The 25,479-nt window shown below is 68.4% G+C and carries 18 protein-coding genes and 6 pseudogenes; 13 read left to right on the top strand and 11 right to left on the bottom strand.

From position 1 onward, the window contains the following. Window positions 1-93: 93 nt before the first annotated feature. Window positions 94-1,610 (bottom strand): annotated as a pseudogene (gene glpK / locus LNW71_RS34385) (glycerol kinase GlpK). A gap of 27 nt (window positions 1,611-1,637) precedes the next feature. After that, on the bottom strand, window positions 1,638-2,483 hold the full coding sequence (locus LNW71_RS34390; RefSeq protein WP_250971754.1) for an MIP/aquaporin family protein: 846 nt from the start codon (window positions 2,481-2,483) through the stop codon (window positions 1,638-1,640). A 736-nt stretch (window positions 2,484-3,219) separates the two neighbouring features. Here LNW71_RS34390 and LNW71_RS34395 point away from each other — a divergent pair. Together LNW71_RS34395 and LNW71_RS34400 are read left to right on the top strand one after the other, a co-directional pair. Beyond that, window positions 3,220-3,443 (top strand): annotated as a pseudogene (locus tag LNW71_RS34395) (hypothetical protein). Between the two features lie 323 nt (window positions 3,444-3,766). Then, window positions 3,767-4,608, top strand: a pseudogene (locus tag LNW71_RS34400) (endonuclease/exonuclease/phosphatase family protein). Window positions 4,609-4,759: 151 nt separating this feature from the next. On the opposite strand, the gene LNW71_RS34405 reads toward LNW71_RS34400, so the two are convergent. The 6 genes and pseudogenes from LNW71_RS34405 to LNW71_RS34430 all read right to left on the bottom strand — a co-directional run bounded on the left by LNW71_RS34405 (window position 4,760) and on the right by LNW71_RS34430 (window position 11,124). Beyond that, window positions 4,760-5,170: a VOC family protein gene (locus LNW71_RS34405; protein ID WP_250971755.1), complete on the bottom strand. Its 411-nt coding sequence runs from the start codon at window positions 5,168-5,170 to the stop codon at window positions 4,760-4,762. A 568-nt stretch (window positions 5,171-5,738) separates the two neighbouring features. Then, window positions 5,739-6,383, bottom strand: a complete 645-nt coding sequence (locus tag LNW71_RS34410; protein WP_250971756.1) for an HAD family hydrolase — start codon at window positions 6,381-6,383, stop codon at window positions 5,739-5,741. 289 nt (window positions 6,384-6,672) lie between these two features. After that, window positions 6,673-6,864 carry a hypothetical protein gene (locus tag LNW71_RS34415; RefSeq protein ID WP_250971757.1) on the bottom strand — a complete coding sequence of 64 codons (192 nt, stop codon included), beginning with the start codon at window positions 6,862-6,864 and terminating at the stop codon, window positions 6,673-6,675. A 185-nt stretch (window positions 6,865-7,049) separates the two neighbouring features. Continuing rightward, window positions 7,050-8,363 carry an NtaA/DmoA family FMN-dependent monooxygenase gene (locus LNW71_RS34420; RefSeq protein WP_250971758.1) on the bottom strand — a complete coding sequence of 438 codons (1,314 nt, stop codon included), beginning with the start codon at window positions 8,361-8,363 and terminating at the stop codon, window positions 7,050-7,052. A 160-nt stretch (window positions 8,364-8,523) separates the two neighbouring features. Beyond that, a pseudogene (locus LNW71_RS34425) lies at window positions 8,524-9,733 on the bottom strand (S8 family peptidase). 794 nt (window positions 9,734-10,527) lie between these two features. Further along, window positions 10,528-11,124, bottom strand: coding sequence for a GNAT family N-acetyltransferase (locus LNW71_RS34430; RefSeq protein ID WP_250971759.1), 597 nt, complete (start codon window positions 11,122-11,124; stop codon window positions 10,528-10,530). Between the two features lie 48 nt (window positions 11,125-11,172). Here LNW71_RS34430 and LNW71_RS34435 point away from each other — a divergent pair, with 48 nt between their 5' ends. The 5 genes and pseudogenes from LNW71_RS34435 to LNW71_RS34455 all read left to right on the top strand — a co-directional run bounded on the left by LNW71_RS34435 (window position 11,173) and on the right by LNW71_RS34455 (window position 16,464). Next, the gene (locus tag LNW71_RS34435; RefSeq protein WP_250971760.1) at window positions 11,173-11,793 is read left to right on the top strand and encodes a TetR/AcrR family transcriptional regulator; all 621 of its coding nucleotides are present in this window, start codon (window positions 11,173-11,175) and stop codon (window positions 11,791-11,793) included. 649 nt (window positions 11,794-12,442) lie between these two features. Beyond that, entirely contained in the window at window positions 12,443-13,252 is an 810-nt protein-coding gene (locus LNW71_RS34440) for a hypothetical protein (RefSeq protein ID WP_250971761.1), read from the top strand. Window positions 13,253-13,335: 83 nt separating this feature from the next. After that, the gene (locus LNW71_RS34445) at window positions 13,336-14,025 is read left to right on the top strand and encodes an SMI1/KNR4 family protein (protein WP_250971762.1); all 690 of its coding nucleotides are present in this window, start codon (window positions 13,336-13,338) and stop codon (window positions 14,023-14,025) included. 359 nt (window positions 14,026-14,384) lie between these two features. Then, window positions 14,385-15,172 (top strand): annotated as a pseudogene (locus tag LNW71_RS34450) (GH25 family lysozyme). Window positions 15,173-15,327: 155 nt separating this feature from the next. Continuing rightward, window positions 15,328-16,464 (top strand): glycoside hydrolase family 3 N-terminal domain-containing protein, encoded by a 1,137-nt coding sequence (locus tag LNW71_RS34455; protein ID WP_250971763.1) that lies wholly within the window; start codon window positions 15,328-15,330, stop codon window positions 16,462-16,464. A 119-nt stretch (window positions 16,465-16,583) separates the two neighbouring features. Here LNW71_RS34455 and LNW71_RS34460 read toward each other — a convergent pair whose 3' ends face one another. The 3 genes from LNW71_RS34460 to LNW71_RS36640 form a co-directional block, all read right to left on the bottom strand. After that, window positions 16,584-17,903 carry a cation:proton antiporter gene (locus tag LNW71_RS34460; RefSeq protein WP_250971764.1) on the bottom strand — a complete coding sequence of 440 codons (1,320 nt, stop codon included), beginning with the start codon at window positions 17,901-17,903 and terminating at the stop codon, window positions 16,584-16,586. Window positions 17,904-18,306: 403 nt separating this feature from the next. Further along, window positions 18,307-18,510 (bottom strand): hypothetical protein, encoded by a 204-nt coding sequence (locus LNW71_RS34465; protein ID WP_250971765.1) that lies wholly within the window; start codon window positions 18,508-18,510, stop codon window positions 18,307-18,309. A 715-nt stretch (window positions 18,511-19,225) separates the two neighbouring features. Further along, window positions 19,226-20,404 (bottom strand): cytochrome P450, encoded by a 1,179-nt coding sequence (locus tag LNW71_RS36640; RefSeq protein ID WP_250971766.1) that lies wholly within the window; start codon window positions 20,402-20,404, stop codon window positions 19,226-19,228. A 535-nt stretch (window positions 20,405-20,939) separates the two neighbouring features. On the opposite strand from LNW71_RS36640, the gene LNW71_RS34475 reads away from it, so the two are divergent. The 6 genes and pseudogenes from LNW71_RS34475 (at window position 20,940) to LNW71_RS36645 (ending at window position 25,453) form a co-directional block, all read left to right on the top strand. Further along, the gene (locus tag LNW71_RS34475; RefSeq protein WP_250971767.1) at window positions 20,940-21,905 is read left to right on the top strand and encodes a chlorinating enzyme; all 966 of its coding nucleotides are present in this window, start codon (window positions 20,940-20,942) and stop codon (window positions 21,903-21,905) included. Then, window positions 21,902-22,201, top strand: coding sequence for a phosphopantetheine-binding protein (locus LNW71_RS34480; protein WP_250971768.1), 300 nt, complete (start codon window positions 21,902-21,904; stop codon window positions 22,199-22,201). Before LNW71_RS34475 ends, LNW71_RS34480 begins: the two co-directional genes overlap by 4 nt. Window positions 22,202-22,519: 318 nt before the next feature. Then, window positions 22,520-23,502 (top strand): annotated as a pseudogene (locus tag LNW71_RS34485) (AMP-binding protein); the annotation flags it as partial. Window positions 23,503-23,784: 282 nt separating this feature from the next. Then, on the top strand, window positions 23,785-24,012 hold the full coding sequence (locus LNW71_RS34490; RefSeq protein ID WP_250972253.1) for a hypothetical protein: 228 nt from the start codon (window positions 23,785-23,787) through the stop codon (window positions 24,010-24,012). Further along, window positions 24,009-24,293: a hypothetical protein gene (locus LNW71_RS34495; protein WP_250971769.1), complete on the top strand. Its 285-nt coding sequence runs from the start codon at window positions 24,009-24,011 to the stop codon at window positions 24,291-24,293. Before LNW71_RS34490 ends, LNW71_RS34495 begins: the two co-directional genes overlap by 4 nt. Further along, the gene (locus tag LNW71_RS36645; protein ID WP_250971770.1) at window positions 24,290-25,453 is read left to right on the top strand and encodes an acyl-CoA dehydrogenase family protein; all 1,164 of its coding nucleotides are present in this window, start codon (window positions 24,290-24,292) and stop codon (window positions 25,451-25,453) included. Before LNW71_RS34495 ends, LNW71_RS36645 begins: the two co-directional genes overlap by 4 nt. Window positions 25,454-25,479 lie beyond the last annotated feature (26 nt).

Here is a 25,479-nt window from a genome sequence, read left to right on the forward strand (position 1 = left end):
TGCCGAAGGGCGACGAGGGGTGATCGCCGGTACAGCCCGGAGATGGTGGCGGTAAGGCGTGGTGTGAGCGGTCCGGCGGGAGATGGGGTGTGGTCAGGGGACCTTTACCCAGTCGAGGGTGCGTTCCACGGCCCGCTTCCAGCCTGCGTAGCCTTGCGTGCGCTGTTCGTCGGTCCACTGCGGCGACCATCGTTTCGACTCATGCCAGTGGGTGCGCAGTTCGTCGGTGTTCTGCCAGAATCCGGTGGCGAGTCCTGCGGCGTATGCGGCGCCGAGAGCGGTGGTCTCCGCGACGACGGGGCGGCTGACCTGGACGCCGAGGACGTCGGACTGGATCTGCATGCAGAGATCGTTGGCGGTGACCCCGCCGTCGACCTTGAGCACATCGAGGTGGACGCCCGAGTCCTGTTCCATGGCTTCGACGACGTCACGGCTCTGATAGCAGATGGCTTCCAGTGTGGCCCGTGCCAGGTGGGCGTTGCTGTTGTACCTGGCCAGGCCGACGATCGCGCCGCGGGCGTCGGAGCGCCAGTACGGAGCGAAGAGGCCGGAGAATGCGGGAACGAAGTACATGCCTCCGTTGTCCTCGACGCTGCGGGCCAGTTCCTCGCTCTCGCCCGCCGACTTGATGATCTTCATCTGGTCGCGCAGCCACTGCACTGCGGATCCGGTGACCGCGATGGAGCCTTCGAGCGCGTAGACCGCGGGGCTGTCGCCGAACTGGTAGGCCACCGTGGTGAGGAGGCCGTGCTGCGAGCGGACCAGCTCGGTGCCGGTGTTCAGCAGCAGGAAGTTGCCGGTCCCGTAGGTGTTCTTGGCCTCGCCGGGGGCGAAGCAGACCTGGCCGACGGTGGCCGCCTGCTGGTCGCCCAGAACACCGCCGATGGGGATGGCGGCACGCAGCGGCCGGGAGGTGCGGGTGGAGCCGTAGGCCTCGGGGTGCGAGGAGGGGTTGATCTTCGGGAGCATCGACCGGGGGATGTTGAAGAACCCCAGGAGTTCCTCGTCCCAGTCGAGGGTTTCCAGGTTCATCAGCATGGTGCGGCTCGCGTTGGTCACGTCGGTGGCGTGGATGCCGCCGTCGGGGCCGCCGGTGAGGTTCCACAGGACCAGGCATCGGTGTTGCCGAAGATGGCGTGACCGGCCTCCGCCGCTTCCCTGACGCCGTCGACGTTCTCCAGGATCCACTGGATCTTGCCACCGGAGAAGTAGGTGGCCGGCGGCAGCCCGGCCTTGCGGCGGATGATCTCGCCCTGTCCCGAGCGTTCGAGGTTCGCCGCGATGGCGTCGGTACGGGTGTCCTGCCACACGATGGCGTTGTAGTAGGGCCGCCCGTTGCGCGGGTCCCAGACCACCGTCGTCTCGCGCTGGTTGGTGATCCCGATGGCCGCCAGGTCGCTCGGCGACAGACCGCCGTACCGCAGGGCGTTCTGCATCACCGAGTTGGTGCGCTCCCAGATCTCCACGGGGTCGTGTTCCACCCAACCGGAGCGAGGCAGGATCTGCTCGTGCTCCAGCTGGTGCTTGGCGACCTCGTTGCCGCCGTGATCGAAGATCATGAATCGGGTGCTGGTGGTCCCCTGGTCCACCGCGCCGATGAAGTCCGCCATGATGTGCTGCCTCTCCGGCCGGTGTCGTCAGTCCGTGGGTGCCGGGGTGCGTCCCGGCGGTTCGGGAACGGCGGACGGCAGGAACCGACCGACGAAGCCCTTGTAGAGGCCCGCGCCGAGCAGGCCGCCGACGAGCGGGCCCACGATGGGTACCCAGAAGTAGAGATTTCCGTACTGGTCCCGCCATGCAGTGTTGTAGCCGGTGATGAAGCTCGCCAGCCGGGGGCCGAAGTCACGGGCCGGGTTGATCGCGTAACCCGCGTTGGTTCCCCAGGCCATACCGATCGCGACCACGACCAGGCCGATGATGAACGGACCCATGTTCGAGCCGGGCGGGGTGTTCAGCAGGTCCGTGATGGCCATGATCAGCAACAGCAGGATGGCGGTGCCGATGACCTGGTCCCGGAACGCGCCCCACTCATGGACCGGCAGTGCCGGATTGCCGTTGGCCGGCAGCGTGGAGAACACGGTCTGCGTCTTGAAGGTGTGGCCGGGGTCGGCCTTCGCCAGCGCCTCGCTGTAGTTCCATCGGACCAGGAGTGCGGCCACGAACGCGCCGGCCGTCTGCGCCGCCGCGTACGGAGCCACCTTGCTCCACGGGAACCCCTTGAACGCGGCCAGCGAGAGAGTCACCGCAGGATTGAGATGGGCCCCGCTCAGCCGCGCGGCCACGTAGACGCCGAGCGTGACACCCAGCCCCCACGCCCATGCGATGCTGTCGTGGTCCCCAAGGCCGCCGGCCGGATCCGTCAGCGCACCGCCCGCCACCACTTGGGCCACGACACCGCACCCGAAAAGGATGAGGATCATCGTGCCCGCGAATTCGGCGGACAATTCGCTGACCAATCCGGACATTCTGCGTGGCTCAGCCATGGAAGCTCCCTCCGCCGACGGAGCCGGCTGTCAACTTTCCGAGCAGGTGTCAGCAGGCTAAGACACTTCACAAAAATGGGCATATCGGGATGACTTGAATGCCGAGGCTGAGCGCGCAGGACCCATCACGGCGACAGACGGCCGAGGGGCGGTGCGTCGGAAGGTCGACGGACTGCTCGGGCGGGGTGGATCCGCCCGGCTGCGGACGGCGAGAGCGCTGACCCGATCGGGTGAGATCGGGGGCACCTCGCAGAGGTTCGGTCGCCTTCTGAGTCGGACCCCTGAGCCGTGCCTCCGTGCTGGGGCGGCGCTGTGACGCTGCTGGGGAATCTGCACCCCCGTCCCCTTCCCTCTGCGGGTTCCTGCCCCGCTGAGCACGTTCTGGCGCCGGTGAGACTCTCCCGGACCGGCTCGAAGGACGTTGCTGCGCGCGAGTGAGTGGGGGCGCTGCCCAGCGAGACGTGCGCGTACGTTGCGCCGGTGTAGGGGGGCATGCGCTGAGCCAGTACGAAACGGGGCTGTCGATGGCGCGTGGGGTTCAGCTGCGGAGGAGCTCCTGCGGGTGGCTGGGGTGTGGCGGTCGTGTCCGGGCCCTGCCCGGGCCGGGCCGGGCTGGGGTCGGGCAATTCGTGGTGCCGCCGCCCGCCCATGCCCGTCCCCTCCCGTCCGGACTTGGGTGGGCGGCGGAAGCCGGGGGTGAGGGTGCCCTGGCTGCGCGGTTTCCTACACTCGCGGGATGAATAGCTACGCGTGCACGCATTGCGGCACTGTCGGCCTGGTGGATGGTTTCGTCGAGGATGCCGGGGAGTACTCGCGCGGGTACGCGCGCTGGATCGAGGGTGCGTTGGAGCGGGGGGTTTTCGGGGCGCCAAGCGGATGGGCCGGCCTCGGCGACAGATAGAGGCGTTCCGTTGCCCCAAGTGCGGGCACCTGGAGCTGTTCGCCACCGGCGAGGTGTAGGTGGGGCCTTGTTGTCCGAGGCCGTCTGCGCGAGCGTCCGCACAGACGGCCTCTTCGGGTTCCTGATCGTCTCAGCGTGCGTTGGGGTGTCGGTCACTCGTCGTCGGGTCGCTGAAGTACGTGCCTGAAGTCACCGGCGTAGAGGAGGCCGGCCAGCAGTACCTGGATCATGGTGGCGATGCCGGGATCCCGGAGGGTCAGCCCGTCAGAGCACCATAAGCAGGGCCGTCCAGGATCCTCATGTTCCGCATACGACCCGTCACATAACCTCGTGCGGGGAGACCTCACATGAGGGCGTCTGTCTCCACTCAGAGGAGGCGAAGGTGACCGGAACCGGCGCGCGGTGGCTCGCTGGCGCGCTGATCATTGCCTGCGTGCTGCTCGCCGGCTCCAGCGCACCGAACGGTGCCCACATTGCCAAGCCGCTGCCGGCCGACGCCCCCAAGGAGGTCGTGCCTAACCGGGTCATGACGTGGAACATCTGCAATCCCTGCAAGGGGAGCGGCCAGAACATCGGCCGAGCGGCGGAGATCGCCACGTACGCCCCGCAGGTCATCGGCCTGCAAGAAGCGTGCGTGGGCGATGTCGAGAAGATCCGGGATCATCTGCAGTACTCGTACGGGCTGATCTACCACGTCGAGTACGGATCGGTCCTGCAGAGTTGGAGCCGCTGCGGGGGAGCGCCCTGGGATCCGGGCGGCTTCGGCCAGGCAATTCTCTCGGCCGCTCCGATGACAAATCTTGTGAACGTGGAGTACCCGAAGGCGGTTCCGAGGACCGCGGGTACATGGCCGTCACCACCGTCGTGGACGGCCGGCCCGTGCGGGTCTTCAACACGCACCTGGCCGAGCGGAGGCAGGAGTCAGTCCGCGTGAAGCAGGCCGGCGTACTGGCGAAGGCGGTCGCCGGGCATGAAGGCACGATAGTTCTCGGTGACTTCAACGCGGTGCCGAACGCCGCCGAACTCACCGGGATGTGGGGCCTGGCCGCAGACGCGGACCCCGAGTGCGGTCCCTCGGCGGCGGGTACGTGCGAGCCGACCACCGATTGGCGCAGCAAGTTCGACTACATCTTTCTGCGTGGCTTCGACCCGCTCGACCAAGAGGTGCATCTCACTCCGTACTCGGACCACGATCTGGTGCAGGCCGATCTGAGGCGGGCGTAACGAGGTCCGGCGCTGTCAGCGCGTTCTGTTGGCGCCCTTGGCGCCCAGGGGAAGGAAGCGAGCGCCTACCTGGTTGGTGTCACGGTCGACGGCGAGCTACCGGCCCGGTCACCCTTTCCCTGCCGCTGATCGCAACTCCTACCAGGACGCCCTAAGCGCCTGGAAGGAACAGGCAGAACGGATGGCCGTGTGGGTCGCGGAGGACCCTCACGTCCTTCTGGGGCTGGTGCTCCTCCAACGTTGCTCCGAGGGCGCAAGCCCGCTCCGTCTCCGCTTCCAGGTCATCGACCTGTACGTCCAGGTGCGCTTGCATCTGCTGCGTGCCCGAGCGCTGCGGCCACGTCGGAGGAACGTGATCGGCTTCCAGCTGGAAACTGAGGCTGGGGCGTTCCTGGCCGAGAGCTTTCAGCCGGACCCACTCCGGACTGCGCTCCACTTCTTCCCAGGCGAGGAGTGCCCGATAGGAGTCGGCCAGCGCGGGAGGATCGGGCGTACCGAGGACAAAGGCACCGAGTGACGTCGTCATTGCTTCCGCCTTGCCCGGATGCTCCATCTCAGGCATCCGTAGCCAACTATCCGCCCGTGGCGCAGCGGATACCGGCAAGGGTGCCCGGCCGCCTGCCAGGGCGAACCCCGGGGCGGGACCCTGGCTATAGCCGGGTCAGCGCCCGGCCTCCAACCTCAAGTCCGGCGGGGGAGTGCGTGGCCGTCCAAGTCTACGGCGAGGGTGCGCGGCCTGGCGCCGGCGCGCGCTCGGCGTGGTGAGGGCTCAGGTCCCTGGAGCCGTGCCGGAATCCGGTGGCCGAGCTGCACCTGGAGGACTTCCTGCCCGCGGACCCGGCCACCGGCGAACTGCTCCGCCGCCGCGAGGACGCCCGGGGGACAGGCGGTCGTCACGTCGGCATGATCAGCCCGGCGGACCCGTGGAGCCGGTTCGGGCCGAAGCTCCGCCACCGTGCAGTCGGCAGTGGAAGCCCAACTCGCGGCCGCTCCGAGGAACACCCATGAACTGGAGGAGGAACGCGAAATCCTCGCACGCCGGTCCGGCATTGCTGGCCGAGAGAACGTGCTCGTGAGCCGTTGCCCGTCCGTTGACGATCACCAGGGCCGTTTTGGCTCACGCAGTTGTGCTACTTGATGAGGGCGGGCAGTTCACGCATGTCGTGGAAGACGACGACGTCGGGACCCTCAAGTCGTTGCGCCGGGGTCAGCCCGCCTGCGTAGCCGAAGGCCCGCATGCCGGCGGCTCGGGCGGCAAGGACGCCGGGCCGGCTGTCCTCGACCACCACACAGGCGGCGGGATCGGCGCCCATCTGTCGCGCGGCGTGCAGGAACAGGTCAGGTGCCGGCTTCCCGCGGGAGACCTCGGAGGCGCTGTAGATGTGGCCCGCGAAGCGTTCGTAGAGTCCCGTGCGACCCAGGGTGTGCCGCATCTTGTCGTGCGAGCCGCTGGAAGCCACACACATCGGCAGAGTGAGCGCGTCGAGCGCTTCCGGCAGACCCGGGACGGGGGTGAGCCCGGCGTCCACGGCCTCCTTGTGCAACTGCTCGAACTGTTCCGACCAGATCGCGGCTGTCTCCTCGCCAAGCCGTGCGGCGACCTGCTCGCGGATGTCGGCGTGCGAGCGCCCTATGAACCGGTCGACGACCTCGTCCTCGGTGAGCGGCCAGCCCAGCTTCTCTCCAAGGGCGACCTGTACGCGTGCGGCGATGCGTTCACTGTCGACCAGCACGCCGTCGCAGTCGAATATGACGAGTTCAATCGGCTTGATCATCCCGCAGCATATGACTTGACGCGTCACCGGCAGCATGGAGATGACCGGTTCGCCGACTGCCACTTCCGGGGCACGCCGAAGGCGCCATGCCACGCAGTGGCGGGGCATGGCGCCTTCGGCGTCGTGGCCAGGATGCTGAACGAACAGGTCAGTAGATGTCGTCGTAGATGTTCCAGCCGTAGCCGATCTCCACGCGCTTGTTGATCTTCCCGGTTCCCGTGGACGTGTAGCGGTACAGGTCGCCCTTGACGGGACGTCCCACCGCCTACCGTGCACGAGGTCGTTCGGCTCAGCTCTTCCTCGGCACTTCGATGTCGTAGGCCAGCGCATAAACGATGTCCCGGGCTTGGCGTAGGTCGTAGCCAGTCGCGTCCACGATCACCTTGAGCGCGCGGAAGGTGTCGCCGCCCAGCATGAACATGCGTGCGTCGGCCTGCGCCTCGGCCGGCACCGGCAGGGCGCGGGCTCGCCGTGGATCCACGCTCCGCGGGATCTTTGGCAGCCCGCCTCCTTTTTCCTGCCCCGAACACCTTCAGCCCCTAACCCCTCTACCGCACGACCAGTTCGTGGACCGCATCCTATCCGGACGGTGAGCGGGTTCCGCTCGACCGTCTGACCCGGCCCCCGCCCCAGGTCCCGGCTCCGTCCTCGTCCGCTCATTGCGCGTCAGAGCCGGGCCGGCGTGGCGGCACGTGCCGGCAGCTGGAGCCCCAGGTTCTCGCGCAAGGTGGTGCCGGTGTAGTCCTCCGCGACGATCTTCCGCCGGCGCAGCTCGTGGAGCAGGCCGTTGACGGCGAAGTCGTGCTGCTGCGGGTCCGCGAGGCCGTTGAGCGAGATCACGTCGAGGACACCTGCCCGGAAGCGTTCCTCGACGGCGTCGGCCAGCTGCTCGGGTGTTCCCGCGACGGCCCAATGGCCCGTGTCCTGGGCCGCGATGACGAGCTCGCGCAGCGTGTAGCCCTGTCGCGCGTAGCGGGCGAAGATGTCCACCCGGCCGCGGCGGCGGTTCACCGAAGTGACGTCGGGCAGCATGCTTTCCGGCAGTTTCGAGTCGAGCGGTAGCTCCGACAGGTCGACGCCGCCGCCGAGCATGTCGGCCACCTGCGTCCGGCCGCGTTCGAAGTCGATCGCCTCGCGCCTCTCGTGTACGAGCCGCTGGGCCTCCTGCTCGGTGGCGCCGTACGTGGCGTGGAACGAGCTGAAGATCAGGGGCAGACCGCCGGCCCGCCCCAGCTGCGCGGCCCGGTCGCGGATCTTCCGGGTGAAGTCCACCGCGACGTCGAGCGTGGGGAGTGAGGTGAAGACGATCTCGGCGTAGCGGGCGCCGAGTTCCGTGCCCGCCTCGGACTGCCCTGCCTGGATCTGCACGGGGCGCCGTTGCGGCAGCGGCGGGATGTTCAGCGGACCGGCGACAGTGAAGTAGGGGCCCGAGTGGTGGATCGGACGCACGCGCTCGCGGTGCAGTACGGCCCGGCCGTCCGGCCCGACCGTCAGCGCACCGGGTCCCCAGCTGTCCCACAGTGCGTTGACCACCTCCAGCGTCTCCGCTGCCCGGGCGTAGCGCTCCTGCGGGCTGGGCAGCTCGCCGGGGCCGAAGTTCTCCTCCCCGAGGGAGGAGGTCACCAGGTTCCAGGCCGCCCGGCCGTTGCTGACGTGGTCGAGGGTGCCGAAGAGCCGGGCAAGGTTGAACGGGTGGTGGAACGTCGTCGAGACTGTGGCGATCAACCCGATTTGCGACGTCACCTGGCTCAGCGCCGACACGAAGACCAGCGGCTCCTGCGATCCGATGGCGCCCTGGGCGTGGAAGCTGAGCAGATCGGCGGTGAACAGGGCGTCGATCCGGGCCTTCTCGGCGAGCTTCGCCACCCGTACCGCGGTGTCCAGTGTGGATCGCGTCGGGTCGACCGCCAGGTCGTACGTCTCCGACGTGCCGCCTGCCGCGGTCACCGTCTTGAGCGTTCTGGGCCGTACTGCGCTCACAACTTTTCTTCCCTTCTCGCCAGGTTGGGGTGGTAGGTGCGGCAGGCGGGCCCCGCGCCCAGGTCGTGCGCGGCGGGGCCCGCCCGGTGGAGTGGGCAGTGCTGGTGCGAGGCGTCGTCCGTTCGGGTGGCGGCGCGCCTCGCGGATCGCTGCCGGACCGTTACGGAACGAGCCGGAGCAGCTTGTTCGGTGAGCCCGCACCGATGCCGCTGAGGACGCCGTTGGTCGCGCCGTTCACCACTGCGGCGGCCACGGTCGCGGGAGAGGCGCCGGGGTGGGCCGTCAGGTAGAGGGCCGCCACGCCGGAGACGTGCGGAGCGGCGAAGGAGGTGCCGTCGCCCGTGTAAGTGGCGGTGTCGGAGGTGTTCCAGCCCGCCGTGATGCCGGAGCCGGGGGCGAAGACGTCAACCCTGGGACCGTAGTTGGAGTAGCTGGCCCGCGCGTCGGTTCGGGTGGTGGCACCGACCGTGATCGCGTTCGCCACCCTGGCGGGCGAGGAGTTGGACGCCAGGGCGCCCGAATTGCCCGCGGCGATCGAGTAGGTCACGCCGGAGGCGATCGACTTGTCCACCGCGCTGTCGAGCGTGGCGCTGACCCGCCGCCGAGGGAGACGTTGGCGACGGAGTTGGCGACGTGGTGGGCGGTGATCCAGTCCACGCCCGCGATCACGCCGGCCGTGGTGCCGGAGCCGTCGTTCCCGAGGACGCGGACGGCCACGATCTTGGCCTTCTTGGCGACGCCGTACGTGGTCCCGGCGACGGTGGTGGCGACATGGGTGCCGTGGCCGTAGCCGTCCTGCGCGGTGGCATCGTTGTCGACGAAGTCGTAGCCGTACGAGGCGCGACCGGCGATCTGCTGGTGGGTGATGCGCACACCCGTGTCCAGGACGTAGACGGTCGAGCCGCCGCCACCGCTGTCGGGGTAGGTGTAGGTCCCGCTCAGCGGAAGAGCTGCCTGGTCGATCCGGTCCAGGCCCAGGGCGCGTTGGCCTGGGTACCGAGCGCGCGGACGACCTGGTCCTGCTCGACGGACGCGACCGCGGGGTCGGCCGCCAGCCGCCTGGCCTCGGCGCCGGTGAGGGCGGTGGCGTAGCCGTTCAGGGCCGAGGTGTAGGTCCGCTTCACCGTTCCGCCGTAACGGGATATGAGGCTTCTGCCCTGGGAGGCCGTCGCCTTGAAGCCGGCGCCGCTGCGCAGTGTGACGAGGTAGCTGCCGGGTACGGCGTCGGCGGCATTGGCGTTCAGCACGGTGCCTTCGGCCGGTGCGGCCGCTGCGGGAAGTGCCGAGACGGAGCCGGCGACCGCCGCCGCCGCGGCCGTGGTGGCGATCGCCGTGGCGATCCGCCGCTTCATGGTGCGTAATGCTGACATGGGGAGGGTCCTCCTCGAGCGGCACGCGCCATGAGGTTCGGACGCATGCTCAGCCGGACGCGGCACACCGGATCGGTGCCGCAGAGCGACGATGCGCCGACGCCGAGTAGCGCGGCAAGGATTTCCCGCCGCATGTCATGGACAAGACACAGAGGGCCATCATGCGCAGCACTGCGGCAACATGGGATCCGCGCGCGACACAATCACCACCGCGTCGGCGGCCGCCGAGCGGCCCGGTCGTGGAGTTGGTGAAGTACGTGCCCGTGCGTTCCTCCCACCGGACCTGTGATGGTCGAGGGCTGATACCGCAAGGCCGCTGCCCATACGCGGCCGAGGGGGCAGCGGCCTTGCGGTATCAGCTGCAGTTGATGACCGGTGAGGTGACTGGCGGCGCACGTGCAGGCGGCGGTGTCGGTGGTGGGGTTGGTGTCGATCGGGGTGCTGCCACTTCCCTCCGCGGTGACGGTGTACGGCAGTGCGGTGCAGGGCAGTGTCAGGGTGAGCCGGCCGATGGCTACGGAGGTACGCGTGGTTCTGGCGCCGGAGCCAAGGCGCCCGACGGTGCGGGCGAGGTGGCCGCTCGTGGCGATGCAGGAGTTGCTGTGAGGTGTCATCGAGCCGGGAGGGCGGCGGTGACGCTGGTGGACGTCAGGCCCGAGGAGTCGTTGTTGGGAATGGTGACGCTGCAGTCGATGCGGCCGTGAGCACGGTAGGGCCTGCGTAAGCGCGTGGGAGGGGCCGTGGGGCGGTGGGGCCGGGGATCCTCGGGGCCTGCCGGACGGAGTCGTTGCAGTTCACTGTCCAGAGGCCCGCCCAGAGGCTCGCCATTCCGGAGCAAGGACCGCCCACAGCTGCTTGTCGTAGCGTGTGCCTTCGTACGGCCATGCCTCGCGCCGGACACCTTCCAGTGTCATGCCGAGCCGTTTGGCCACTGCGGAGCTGCGGTCGTTGTCGGCCCGGCAATGCCACTCGGCCCGATGCAGCCCCCGGGACGTGAACGCCCAGTCCAGCAGTGCGCCACACACCTGCGTGATCAGGCCGTGGCCCTCGGCGGACGGTTCCAGCCAGCACCCGATCTCGCACGAGCCCAGAGCGGCATTGAAATCCGTGAACATCACGCCGCCGGCCAGCTCTCCGTCCCGCCAGATGCCGTACAGGCGAGCGCCGTCGTCGGCCTGACGTCGGGCATACCGTTTGAGTGTGGCCTGCGCCCCGTCCACATCATGGGTGACGAACCCGGACCCGACCCATGGCCGGATGTGCTCGCGCGCCCGATCCAGATGAGCCGCGAACTCCTTGGCGTGCCAGACCTCCAGTGGAGCGAGGCGGCCAACTTCGGTCGCCTCCTGCGGTCCAGGGTGGGCGCCGTGGGGCAGCGAGAGTGAGAACATGGGACCCCCATTTACATAACAAGTGTTATGGCAATGTAGCGTGGCGGGATGCCACGTACCAAGGGGGATCACGAAGCCCGTCGCCGCGATGTCTCCGAAGCGGTCTGGCAGGTCATGGCCGCGCGCGGCTTCGCCGGCCTCACTCTGCGCGCCGTAGCTGCCGAGCTCGGCGCGTCCACCGGCCTGCTCACGCACTACTTCCCCACCAAGCGTGCCCTCGTCGCGTACGCCCTCGACCTTCTCGAACAGCGGACCCTCGCCCGCCCGCGGCGCCCCGAGGGCAAGGGGCTGACTGCTCTGAGGCACACGCTGATGGACATCCTGCCGCTGACCGCTGAGGCCGCCGACAGCAACCGGATCTGGGTCTCGTCCTGGGATGCCGCGCTCTGCGACGGCGAACTGAGCGCCGACTACGCCCGCAAGTACGCCCGAAGCCGTGACAGGCTGCGCGACCGGGTGGCCGCGGCTCAGGAACTCGGCGAGCTCCTTCCCGGCGATCCCGCGTACATCGCGGCCGGTGCCCAGTCCTTCGCTCTCGGCCTGGTGGTCCAGGCGCTGTTCGATCCAGCGGCGTTCGCGCCGCAGCGGCAGGTCGAGCTGCTGGACGGCTACCTGGCCACCCTGACCGCCCCGAGCTCGCCCGGCAACGACCACTCGGCCCGATCCTGACGGCGGGGCGGGGTCGGCCCTGTTCCTGTACCGCGGGGCATGGTGTCCTGCGGTGGCCGGCGCCGCTCACGTCATGGTGAGGCGGGAACAGCAGGCGTGGTGACAGTGACAGCGACGCGCGTTCGGCGGTTCTGAGCGGCGGCGGCGGCGGCGGGCCGGGCGGGTGCGGCGAGCGGGGGTGCGAGCCTCGGTTGCCTCCACCCGGTCCTGATCGCGTCGGCCTACCCCGATCGGCACCGAAGCGTTGCCGGTGACCCTGAACAACGCCGGCGACACCTCCGCCAGCTCCCGGGACGAGTTCCGCGGGGTCCTCGGACATCCGCGGAACCATCGGGACCTCCGCCGTGATCGAACGTGTACGTGCTTCCATCGTTGTCTCCTCCACATCGCGGGCGGCCGGCGCGCTTGTTGCTGTGCCGGTCAACGTCCGTCACTGCATGGCCGGATCGCGGCGCGAGGATGTGACAGGTGAGCGCCGGCTCCTTCCCGGGAATTCGAACCGGGCATGCCGTGGTGACCGAATCGTTGCCGCGCCGCGTACAACCGTGTGCAGGTCTCTGCTGTCCCACAGTCAGCCGAGAGGGTAGGCCTCCGGCCGGTGCGCCTACGCGTATCGGCCCAGGCTGCAGGGGAAGGGGCGAGCTTGAGAATGGGCAAGACGATGTGGAGAGCGGTGTTCGCCGGTGGAGCGGCGCTCGTGTTCACAGGGGTGGCGGCGGTGCCGGCGGGGGCGGCGGAGGGAGGGGTCTCCTTCTCCCGGGTCTCGGTGAACGGCGGGAAGCCCCTCGTGATCGGAATCCAGGAGGAGGTCGAGGTGCATGCGACCTTCCGGATGACGACCACACTCAAGTACGAGTACGGGCCGACGGTGTTCCCTTACCGGGGGAAGCTTGATAACACCGATACCATCCAGAGCGCCATCATCAGCAGTGACTGCGAGGTTGTGGACAGGGCGAAAGGGATCTGCGACTTCGAGGAGTGGCTGTACATCGACCCGCGGCACATTGACTTCGGGAACGAGGACGCAGGTACTTGGCGGACCGCTGCTGAGATCGCGATCCTCGCAGGTGGCGCCCACGACATCGACGACATGAACATCCCGTTGCAGGTCCAGCGGGCCACGCGCGTCACGGTCAACGCCTCGCCGGAGCCCGTCGTGAAGGGGAAGACGATCACCTTGACGGGCCGGGTCACCCGGGCGAACTGGGACACGCACACGTACCAGGGGTACGCGGGCCGGACGGTCAGCCTGCAGTTCAAGGCGGACGGCGCGTCCTCGTACGCGACGGTCAAGAAGGTGACGTCGAGTGCGACGGGGGCGCTCAGGACCACCGTAAAGGCCGCCAAGTCGGGGACATGGCGGTGGACGTACTACGGGAATTCCACCTCCGGGGCGAAGGCGTCGACCGGGGACCGCGTCGTCGTATGGTCCGGGATCCGCGTGATGCACGCGGCGTAGAACCCTGAGCGCGCTACTTGACCAGCCTGGCCGGGTAGCGCGCTCAGGCACAAGTGCGGACGGCGGCGGTGACCGCAGCCGTCGTGGCCGCCGACGGCGCGTCGTTCACCGACCACGAACGCGGGCCGATCCCGCTCAGAACCTTCCACGGTGGCTACGGCCTCGACCCACCCACGGGCACTGGCTGGGGTGTCGGTAGCGTCCGTGCCGTGATCGCCCTCGATGCGCTTGTCCGACTCTGCCCGCCGCCCGCTGATCCGCCGCCCGTGGTGGACTGGGCGCAAGTCGAGCGAGCGCTCGGGCTGGCTCTGCCTGACGACTACAAGCGGCTCGTTGAGACATACGGCGACGGCACCTTCGACGAGACGATCTGGCTGCTCGTTCCCGACTCCGCCTACGACGACTGCGACCTGCTGGCGCAGACTGCGGAGCGGGACGAGACCCTGGCCGGCCTGTGGGAGTTCGAGGACAAGCCCGTCGGCCTGCAGGAACCGGGGGCGAGGGTCCTGCCGTGGGCATTCGAGGAGGGCACGGGGGCGTTCCTGTACTGGCTCGCGCGGCCCGGTCAGCACCCCGACGAGTGGACCGTCCTCTACAACGAAGGCCGCGGTCCGCTGTGGGAGCACCACGACACGGGGTGCTTGGCCTTCCTGCTGGCGGTGCTCACAGGAACGGCGGAAACGGAGTACTTCGGCCACCTCTACGAAGTGCTGAAGCCGACGGAGCACCGCTTCGCGACGGCCGGCCAGACCCTCGGAACAACGGGGCAGTGACGCCGTCCAGCGTGGCCCGGACGCATCCTGCGTATCGCCGACGGCAACCCGGCCGAGTGCGCCTGGGTACCCGTCAGTTCAGAAAGTTTCTGCCGGCCGTCGGCCGTTCGCACAGCTCATCCGGGCGGGAAGTGGTCTAGACCACTAATGAAACGGGAAACTATTTACTACGCGTGTACTCCTGTGGCTCACTGTGTCGTGTTCGCGACAACTGGACGCGCGTAGACCGTCGCGGACCCGCATCCCCCCACAAGCAGGAGGCCGCCTTGTCGACCCGGAGCATTTCCCTCCAGTCCGTCCAGAAGAGACTCACCGTGGCCGGTGTCGTCGGTACGACCGCTGCACTGCTGGTCGGTCTGATGTCCGGCACCGCGTCGTCGACGCCCGTGCCGGACAATCCCGTGTCCTACGGCAAGGGGTACATGGGCGTCGGATACATCCAGGACAGCAAGGACTTCAAGCCGGACACCCGCCAACTGCACCTCGGCGCCCAGGCGGGGGCCGGCCTCAAAGCGAACCCGAGGGTGTCGACGTCTCCAGCTGGCAGGGCGGCATCAACTGGAGTTCCGTCCGCGGCGCGGGCATCGAGTTCGCCTGGATGAAGGCGACCGAGGGCCTGACGTACAAGGACCCGACCTTCAGCGACAACTACCTGAACGCCTACAACGCCGGTGTGATCCGGGGCGCGTACCACTTCGCGCGGCCGGACGTCTCCGGTGGCGCAGCGCAGGCGGACTTCTTCGCGAGCAACGGTGGCGCCTGGTCCCGCGACAACCTCACGCTCCCCGGCGTGCTGGACATCGAGGGCACCTGCTACGGGTACTCCCAGGCGGACATGCGGCAGTGGGTCCTCGACTTCTACAACACGTACAAGGCCCGCACGGGCCGTGACGTGGTGATCTACACCAGCCCGAGCTGGTGGAACTCCTGCACCGGGGGCTGGGACGGCATGTCCGCCCTCAGCCCGTTGTGGGTGGCGCACTGGACCTCCGCCGGCAGCCCCAGCATTCCCTCGGGCTTCCCGTTCTGGACGGTCTGGCAGTACAGCTCCACCGGCTCGGTGAGCGGCGTCTCGGGCAACGTCGACCGCGACCGCTTCAGTGGTGACCGCTCCCGCCTGCTGGCTCTGGCCAACAACACCCCGTGACGTCGGGTACCGGACCACGGTGACCCATCCGCGTGGCATCCGCGCGAGTGCGGGGGCCGGAGCGGCCGCCTCGGCCGCTGCGGCCCCCATGCTCCGGCCCCCATTCCCTGCCGAGGTCCGGCCCGGCCCCACGACCGTTCGCGAAGGAGTAAGTCATGAGTGCGACACCTCCCCTCAGCAGGCGCGGCGCCCTGATCGCCGGAACGGCGGCCCTGGCCGGAGGCCTGGGACTGGCGGGCAGTTCGGACGCGGCCGCGCGGATTCCCGAGGGCGCACGCCTCCACGCCGCCGCCCTGACCTCTGAGCAGCGCGCCGGGCAGTGCGTCATCCACTCCTACCCCGGACACACACCACCCGCCTCCCTGATGAGCGCCATCAAGGAAGGCCGCACGGCCGGTGTGATCTTCTTCGGGGAGAACATCGAGAACCTGAGCCAGATCGAGAGCGTCATCCAGTCGATGAACGCGGCGCACGCCTCTTCGCCCGTGAAGAAACCACTGCTCCTGATGACCGACCAGGAAGGCGGCCTGATCCGCCGCCTGCCCGGTGAGCCCGTCATGTCCGCCAAGGACGTAGGCGCCTCGGCCGACCCGCACCAGTGGGCCGACTTCACCGGCAGCGGCGCGGGCATGAACCTCGCGGGAATCGGCATGAACGTCAACCTCGCGCCGGTCCTCGACGTCTATCGCAAGGACGGCGACTTCACAGACCAGTACGAGCGGTCCTACAGCAAGTCCGCCGCAGCCGTGGCCAGTTGCGGCTCGGCCTTCATCGCCGCTCAGCAAAGCGTCGGTGTCGCCGCCACCGCCAAGCACTTCCCCGGTCTCGGTCCCGCAACCGCGAGCCAGAACACGGATCTCCGTTCCGTCACCCTCACCACATCCGCGGCGACCCTCCGCAGCGTGGACGAGGCACCGTACCGGGATGCCATCGCCGCCGGCAGCAAGCTCGTCATGCTGTCCTGGGCCGTCTACACCGCCCTGGACTCCAACCGCCCCGCCGGCCTGTCCGCGGCCGTCGTCGGTGAGCTGCGCAACCGGCTCGGCTACACCGGCGTCACGATCACCGACGCCCTGGAGGCCGGTGCCCTCCAGTCCTTCGGCAGTACGTCGCAGCGTGCCGTTCTTGCCGCCTCCGCCGGCATGGACCTCTTGCTCTGCTCATCGCGCAGCGTCTCCCAGGGCGACGAGGCGGTGACCGCGCTGAGCGAAGCCCTGGCATCCGGCCGGCTCGACGGCACCGCCTTCGACGCCGCTGCCGCACGGGTCAACACCCTCCGCGGCGGGCTGTGACGGGCCGGGAGACGCAGGACACAAGCCCTTGTCTATCGGTGCCGGCCGCTCCGCCCACTTCCGTGGCGCGGTCATCTGGCTCCGCATGCCCACACGGAGTCCTCAACTCGGCGGACGCCCTACGCCGGGTGGGGGCCGCGTCCGGAATCGGGCTCGGGGACTGAGCCATCGGTCACCTCCCGGGCGGGGCCGGCTTCGGTCCCGTCCGGCGCGGCAGGCGGGTTCATTCGCGGGTCGTCGCCAGCCACGCGTCTGAGTAGTGGGGCGGTGGCTGCGGTGGTAACGAGGGTCATGATCACCATGAGGGTGAACAGGGGCTCGCTGATGAGGCCGGCTTCCAGGCCGATGCCCAGCACGACGAGTTCGGTCAGGCCGCGGCAGTTCATGAGCGTGCCGACGGCAGCCGACCAGCGCCAGTCGGAGCCGGTGAGGCGGGCGGCGCCGGCCGCGCCGCCCCACTTGCCGATGACGGCGACTGCCAGGATTGCCGCTCCCCATCCCCACTGCTCGGTAGGCAGCCTGGTGAAGTCGGTGTGCAGGCCGGTGTCGACGAAGAACAGCGGCAGCAGGAGAGGCAGGGCGACGGCGCGGATGCGGGCGGCGCTGCGCTCGACGGCCGCAAGGCCGCGGGGGGTGGCGGCACCGAAGAGGAAGGCGCCGAAGGCGGGGTGCAAGCCGATCTGGTCGGTGGCGTAGGCGCTGAGGCACAGTCCGGCGAAGAGGAGGACCAGGACGAGTTCGTCGGATGCTCGACCGGCGTTCACAAGCAGGGTGCGCAGCACGGGGCGCAGGAGGGTGAGGGAGCCGGCGAAGGCGGCGGTGAGGGCGAGGGCGGTCAGGGCCGACAGCGCGGTACCGGAGGTGGAGAGGGCGACGACGGCGGTGAGCAGGCACCAGGCAAGGGCGTCGTCGGTGGCGGCGCAGGCCAGGGCGAAGGATCCCAGGGGCGTGGTCTCCAGTCCGCGGTCGGCGAGAATCCGTGCGAGGACCGGGAAGGCGGTGATGCTCAGGGCGACGGCGACGAACAGTGTGAAGGGCAGTCGGCCGACCTCGGCGGGGGCGAAGTGCGGGTAGAGGGCGGAGGCCAGTGCGGCGCCGAGGGCCATGGGGAGCAGGATCCCGCTGAGGCTGACGGCGGCGATCGCCCCCCGGGTGGTGCGCAAGCTGCGGAGGTCGAGTTCCAGTCCGATCAGGAAGAGGAATGCCAGGAGGCCGAGGTTGCCCAGGGCGGAGGTGATGGGCAGGACGGAGGGCGGCAGGAGGTGGTGCTGGAGGCTGGGGGCGAGCCAGCCGAGCAGGGATGGGCCCAGCAGGATCCCGGCGAGGATCTCGCCGATGACTGGAGGCTGGCCGAGTAGCCTGACGGCCCGCCCAGCGGCCTGGCAGGCGAGGATCACGACCGGCACGGCGAGGAGTACGGGCAGCAGCGGGTCGGACACGGCAGCTCCAGGAGTCCGGCATTGACCGCTCGGTGGGACGGCGCCACAGGCGGACAGGGGAGTGGTTCAAGCGCGGGTCGGGGGCAGAGCGGTGTTGCGAAGCGGGGGCCGGGAATATGAGCGGCCGAAGTCGTCGACGGTCAGAACCTGGTTGATGCGGGGGCGAGTTGCGCGGCAATGGGTCCTCGCCGGGGGCGGGACGACGCCGCAGTGGCTGGCTGCCGTCCTGGGCGGCGACGGTGCCGTGGTCGTTCAGGCAGAGCACGGTGTCGGCAGCGAAGGGGATCGGGCGGACCTCGTGAGTGAAGTCGTGCTGATTCGAGGCCCGTTGCGGCATCCTTACGCTCGTGGGGGAGGTCCTTCGCCGTGGCCGACCGGGACGGTGCCGGTCTGCAGGATGTCGTCACCGCCTTCGATGGTGCACGGACGTGTCGATCCATGACCCGGTGCAGACGATCGCCCGGTCGTGCGTGGGGGTGCGTACGCCGGTTCCGAAGCGCATTCCGACCCCGGGCCGGCCGGTCCGTTCGGCGATCTCGGTGACCAGAAGGTCGAGAACCGCGCTCTGCTTTTTTGTGGGGTAGGTGTCGCGAAAGTCGTTGTTCACGGCCCGGAGCCGGTGGACGAAATGATTGTGCAGGTAGGTCTGATAGGGGTGGGTCCGGCGATGTAAATGGCGATGGTGTCGACAGTGGATTCTCTGCTGTGGTGGTCGAACTTCGCTTGTCCAGGATGAAGACGCGCTCCCCGATGATCGCGAAGCGGTCCACCGCCACCATGGCGTGCTTTTCGGCTGGCTCGAGCCATGGATGTCCGGCAGATTCGACAAGAATCCGATTCGGACGACGGTGCGGCGGGCCCGGTGCATGGTGCCGTCTTGGGCGACGGCGATGAATCATTGACTGTTCTTCGAGATACGAGCGGCGTGGTGTTCTTGATTGATTCAGAGTCCGAACTTCGACGTCAATTCGGTCATATGTCGGGCAGTGGGTTTTTGTCGGCCTATTGTTGAACGAGTGAAGAAATAGCCCGTGATCTTCGGACAGGCGAGGGTTCCAGCTCATCTTCATATTGAACTCGGGATCGTCACTGCCGGTACGGGGTTTGTTGGTTGGGATGAGGTGACGGCGCCAGGGACGCATTGCGTAGAAGCCTTCCGGCGCCGCGCCCTCTTCCGGGGCCGGAAGGCATGACCCTTTCACTCGAGGAGGTGTGCCATTGCCGATCAGGTGGGACCTGCGCCTGAGACCAGGTAATCCATCGTCGTGGCCGTGGTGCCGGCTGGAAATGTCCGGCGAATCGGGGAAGGGGGCGCAGCGGGATCAGGAGGCGGCGTCGTATTCAACGGGCAGCGAGACCAGATTGCGTAGCGTCGCGGAACTCATGTACTTTTCGCCGCCGATGAGGCGCAGTCGGGGGCCGTGCTCCACGAGGAACGTGATGAGTTCCATGATCCACGCCTGTGCCAGGCGGGCGCCGAGGCAGATGTGCGGCCCCCAGGCGAGGGCCAGGTGCGGGTTGGGCGAGCGGTCCAGCACGATCCGGTCGGGGTCCTTGAACTGCCGGGGGTCACGGTTCGCCGCCGCGAGCATGGTGACCAGGGTGTCTCCGGCCTCGATCCGCACGCCTTGGATCTCGGTGGGCGTCGTGGCGACGCGCGCCGTGGCCTGAGCAGGGCTCACATATCGCAGCAGTTCCTCGGTCGCCAGCACGAGGGCGGAGTCGTTGGGCAGGGGTAGTTCCCGGAGGTCCCCCAGGCCCGCACCGAGCAACTCCATGGTCACGGCGCCCGTTGACGCGTAAAGCGTGCTGAAGCCCGCATTGTAGGTTGCGGCCATCGTATTGATCACGTAAGGCCGGGGCATCTGCGCCACGTCCGCGTTGCCGTACAAAGCGCCGAACATGCCTGACGTGCCGAGTCCGCGCTCGTACCAGCTGGTCACCTCGGCAGCCAAGGACTTACCGGCGGCTCGGCCCGGCGCGAGCCGTTTCGGGTCGAGTCCGCTATCCATGGCCTGGGTCAGGCCCTCGTAGATCGGGGCGTACGAATTTTGCGTGTACTCGTCAACTCCGAAGACCCGGTTGATCACCTGCATGGCAGCCGGCCCCGCGACGTCCCCCATCATGTCGAAGGGACCGGAGCCGGCCAATGCGGACAGCCGCTCCTCCATGAGATGGCGGGCGTCCACGCAGTGCTTCCGGAGGCGTTGGGCATTGAGCGCTTTGGCGGTGATGCCGCGGAGCAGCGCCTGTTCCGGCGGGTCCTGTGTCTGGATGTTGAGTTTCTCGTCAGGTATCTCGACACCGACGCGACGCCGGTCGCGCGCGAAAGTCGTGTAGTCGCGCAGCACCGTCTGGCAGTCGTCGTACCGGGTGAGCACCCAGGACGACATGCCGGCATGCCAGTACACCGGGAAATTCTCGCGCAACTCCTGGTAGACGGAGTGGGGATCGCGGATCGAGGCCGGGTCGAGCGGATTCCAGTCCAGTGTTGTCGTCACGATGGCAGAACCATTTTCGAAAGAGTGGGAAAATGCGCTTACCGGGCGACGGGCCGGAGAATGCTACGCACATCCGGCCCGCCTTCGGTTGAACCGGCCAACTAGGAGATGTGGTCGTAGCTCATGGTTATCCCCCCTTCATTTGAGCGGAAATCCAGGCGCCCATGGTCCGGCCAACTGTGGCCGGTCTGCAGGGCAGTTGGATTGTGGTGCGGCCTCCCCGCCACTGTCAACAGGGGGAGCGAAGTGCCCGATTCGTTGCGGGAATCAGCAGTTCGGCCCTGGTTGTCTGACTGCCCGGATTGCGTCCGGTGTGCTGGTGCGATCCTCATCTTCTTCTCTAGTTCTATGGATAGTCCTTGACAGATGAGCTGTACATGCCGTGTGCTGGCTGCGGAGACTTCCTGGCATCCCTGGACACCGCGCATCAGTGTTTCGCGGGTGTTACCGGTGAGGCGGCGTCCATATTTCGGCGGCCGGGCGTAAGCCGCCCCCACCATATATTTCCTGTGTTTGAAAACGGAGAATGATGGAAATGGACGACCAGCATTCTGGCTTCGCGCTGACTCCCGAACAGGTGGCACAATTCCACCGCGACGGATATATCGGCCCCTTCGACCTTTATGAGGAAGAGGAGATGCAACAGCGGCTCCGGGCGCTGCGGCCCAAGCTCCTCAGCACCAAGCGGGCGATCTACAGCCAGGACAAGGCGGTGTCCGGTGTCACGAACCTGGCCAACTACGACCGCCATCTCGACATCGAGTTCCTGGCGAGCCACATCACGCGGCCGGAGATCGTCGACCGCGTCGCCTCGATCCTCGGCCCCGACGTCCTGTGCTGGCGCAGTGAGTTCTTCCCCAAGTACCCGGGCGACGAGGGCACCGACTGGCACCAGGCCGACAACTTCGCGAACGTGGCCCAGTCGAAGAAGCCTCAGATCGAATGGCCCAACGACGCGGAGTTCGGCGGCACGATCACGGTGTGGACCGCCTTCACGCCGGCCACGGAGGAGATGGGCTGCCTTCAGTTCATCCCCGGCACCCACGACGTGATGAACTACGACGAGTCCAAGACCATGGACTACGACCCGGAGTCCATCAACGAGAAGGAGAAGTCGGGCGTGCGCCGGGGCTTCTTCGGCTACGACTACCGGCAGCTGCAGCATGATCCCGACTGGGTGCCGGACGAGTCGTCCGCGGTGTCTCAGGTCATGCGACAGGGGCAGTTCATCATCTTCTGGTCGACGCTCATGCACGCCTCCCTTCCGCACGCCGGACTGACCGACCAGATGCGGCTGGGGTATGCCGGCCGGTATCTGCCGACGTCGGTACGGGTCTACCCGTACTCCGACGGGCTGGAGGAGTTCGGCGGCAGCGCCACGTTGGAACGGTTCGGCAACGTCCTGGTCTCCGGTTCCGACGAGTTCGGGCACAACCGCTTCGTCCAGGAGACCGTTGAGGGGTACCGCTTCTCCGTGCGCAACCCGAAGGGCGCCTCATGAGCGAGACACAGCAGCCGTCCCGGTCCGGTACGCCCGAGGCCGAGCGCATGGAGAAGTGGGTCATCGACGCCTGCCAGGCAGTGGGGCTCCCGATCACGAGCGCTTCCGACGACTTCTTCCAGGCCGACGGGACGTCGTTGACGGTCATCCGGCTCATCGCACGGGCGGAGGCGGAGTTCGGAGATGACTGCCTCCCACCCGAGGACATCTATGAGCGCAGTACGGTCCGGGGGATCGCCGCGTCGATCATCCGGAACAGCGCGTCCGCGACGAAGGCCGGCTCGAAGGGCTCCTGAAGTCTCCTGAGGGCCAAGACGCAGGGCCTCTCTTCCCGTCCGGCTCCGGAGTCGTTCACCAGGGCTGGTCGCACACGCCGGGCACGCGAGCCCGGCGTGTGCCGCACGAGAAGCCCGAGCTGAGCCGCCAGGCCATCGACATCCGAATCCGTGAGGACAGTGAACAGACTGCACGTCAGTGAGCGCGCGGCGGGAGCACATCGGTCGCTGAACCGGACTGCTGTCGCCTACCCGGAGGACAGCAGTATCCCTGCCGTGTTCCAGGAGCGCGCCGCCCGGCATCCGGAGCGCATCGCGGTAATCCACCGGGAGCGCTCGGTGGCCTTCGGGGCCCTGGACCAGATGTCCACCGCGATCGCGGCGAGGCTGAGGGATGCCGGGGTCGCGCCTGGACAGGTGGTCGGGGTGTGCGTGGCACGCAGCCCCGAGTTGATCGCGGGTCTGCTGGCTGTACTCACGTGCGGTGCGGCCTATCTGCCATTCAGCGCGCAGTGGCCGGACGGCCGTCTGCGGGACCTGTTCGGGCGGGCCGACTGCTCGGTGGTCCTGACCGACCGTACCGCGTCCACCGCGGCTCGGCTGCCCGGCTTCCGGGTGGTCGCCGTAGGGGAGGAGGGAGGTGCGTCTGGTGTCGCTCGCGCCACCGGCAGCGACGGTGCCTCAGTCCCTGACGGCGTACCGGCCGTCGGTGACGCCCGCGCCGCGCCGGTGCGCCGGACGCCCGTGCCCCCCGAGGCGATCGCCTACATCAACTTCACCTCCGGCTCGAACGGGCAGCCCAAGGGCGTCCTGGTCGAACACCGCGCCGTCCTTCGGCTGGTGTCCGGCGCCGTCTACGCCGAACTGGACGAGTCGTGCCGTCTGCTGCACATGGCGCCGGTCACCTTCGACGCGGCCACATTCGAGATCTGGGGGCGCTGCTGCACGGCGGTACCTGTGTGTTGTTTCCCTCGGACCTTCCAAGACTCTCCGAGCTCAAGCGCGTCCTGGTCGACCACGCGGTGAACACGGTCTTCCTCACCACCGCTCTGTTCAACTCGATCATGGACGACGCACCTCACACCCTCGACACCGTGGACCGGATCCTCACCGGTGGCGAGGCACACTCCCTCACCCACATGGGCACCGCCCTGTCCCGCTTCGGCCCCGGCCGGGTGACCCATGTCTACGGGCCGACCGAGAGCACCACGTTCGCGACCTACCACCCGGTGCTCACCCTGCCCCCGGCCGGGCGCCCGCTGCCGATCGGCGTGCCGATCCAGAACACCCGGGCCTACGTCGTCGACGGCGACCGGCTGTGCGCGGCCGGGGAGAGCGGCGAACTCCTGCTCGCCGGACCTGGCCTGTCGCCAGGTTACCTGGGCATGGCAGAGCGGACCGCGGAGAGCTTCGTCCTGCGGGACGTCGCCGGCACCATCGAGCGCCTCTACCGCACCGGCGATCTCGTCCACATCGACGGCGAAGGGAGGCTGGTCTTCGGGGGGCGGCGCGACGACCAGGTGAAGGTCAACGGCTTCCGTATCGAACCGGGAGAAGTGGCACACCACCTGGACCGGCATCCGGAGGTCCGGCAGAGCTTCGTCATGGCGCACCGGAGTGCAGGCGGAGCGACATCGCTGCTGGCCTTTGTCGTTCCCGCGACGGACCGGTGTACGGCAGCGGTGCTCCAGGACTACCTCAGGGGGGCGTTGCCCTCCTACCTGATCCCGGCCGGCATCCACCTGTGCGAGGCGCTTCCTTTGTCACCGACGGGCAAGGTGGACCGACAGGCGCTGGTGGCCCGGACATCCCGAAGCAAGGAGCGGCCATGACGCTGAGCAAGTGCGCCCACCAGTTCCAGGAGTTCGTCCGTCAACAAGGCCTGGCCCTCAGGGCGCAGGAACTGCCCGACTCCACGCGCCCCGCGTACGAAGCGGCGCGCGCCCTTGGCCGCGCCAGGGAACAGATCGTCAAGTCGCCCGTCCCGCTCCGCGATGAACTTCTCGTCGACCCGGTCGGGCCCGCTCGCCAGCACGACTACGGCCCGGCAGGACGCCCCTTCGCAGAACTGACCGGCATCCTGCCCGAGCACACGGCGCTGAGCATCAAGTGATTCCTGACAACTCCCCGTCGGCCTGCGCCGTCTCCCCCCTCGACCTCGCCTCCCACCCGTTTCGCGCCCAGGTACGCACGGCGCTGGAGGAAGCGGTGCTGCCGCATGCGGAGACATGGGAGCAGCAAGGTCACATCCCGGCCGAGGGATGGCGGGCGCTGGCCGATGCAGGTCTCTTCGGGCTCGCCGCCGGTGGCCCCGGCTTCGCCAAGAGCGCGATACTGCTGGAGGAACTGGGCCGGACCGGCTTCGCAGGAGTGCGTGCCGCCGTGTCCGTGCACGCCTACATGGCCTCCTCGTACATCGACCGGTTCGGCACAGTGATGCAGCAGGAGAAGTACCTGCCGGCCGTCCGCACCGGCAGCCGCGTCGGCGCCCTCGCGCTGAGCGAGCAGGACGCGGGGACCGCCCTGGACGGCATCACCACCCGGGCTGAGCCCGACGGCACCGGCGGATACCGCGTGAAGGGCCGCAAGCTCCATGTCGCCAACGGGTCCCAAGCGGGCTTCTACATCTGTCTCGTCCGGCTGCGTGACATCGCCGGACGGCCCCGCACTCTGGCCGGCTGCGGCCTGCTCATCATCGACGCCGACACCCCCGGAGTGAGCGCGCATCCCGAACCGATGCTGGGGTGGCGCGCGGCGGACGTCTGCACGATCACCTTGGACGACGTCCACGTACCGGGCGACCGGCTGATCGGCAAGGCCAGCCGCACCCTGTCCTACCTCATGGCGGCGCTGGATTTCGAGCGGCTGGTGGCCGGGCTGCTGGCGGTCGGAGGCGCGGACCACTGCATGGGCGTCACCGGCGCCTTCGTCCGCACCCACCGGATCGGGGAGGCCCCTCTCGCCACCCACCAGGCCGTCCGGCACGCTCTCGCGGACCTGACGGCCGAACTCGACCTGGTCCGGGCATACGCCCACCGGGCCGTGATCCTGCACACCCAGGACCGGCTCGACACCCGCACCGCGTCCGTCCTCAAGCTCCGTGCCACCGAACTGGCGGTCGTGGCGGCCCGTGCCTGCATGCAGTACCACGGCGCACTGGGATACCTCGACGACTCGGTGCCGGCCCGGATCTACCGTGACGCGGTGGCCGGGACCGTCACAGCCGGCGCAAGCGAGCTGATGCGGGATCTCATCTTCGAAGCGGCGGACTGAACCTGACATCGTCAGAAACCGGGCGA

This window comes from Streptomyces sp. RKAG290 (assembly GCF_023701695.1).
In the GTDB taxonomy this organism is placed as follows: Bacteria; Actinomycetota; Actinomycetes; order Streptomycetales; family Streptomycetaceae; genus Streptomyces.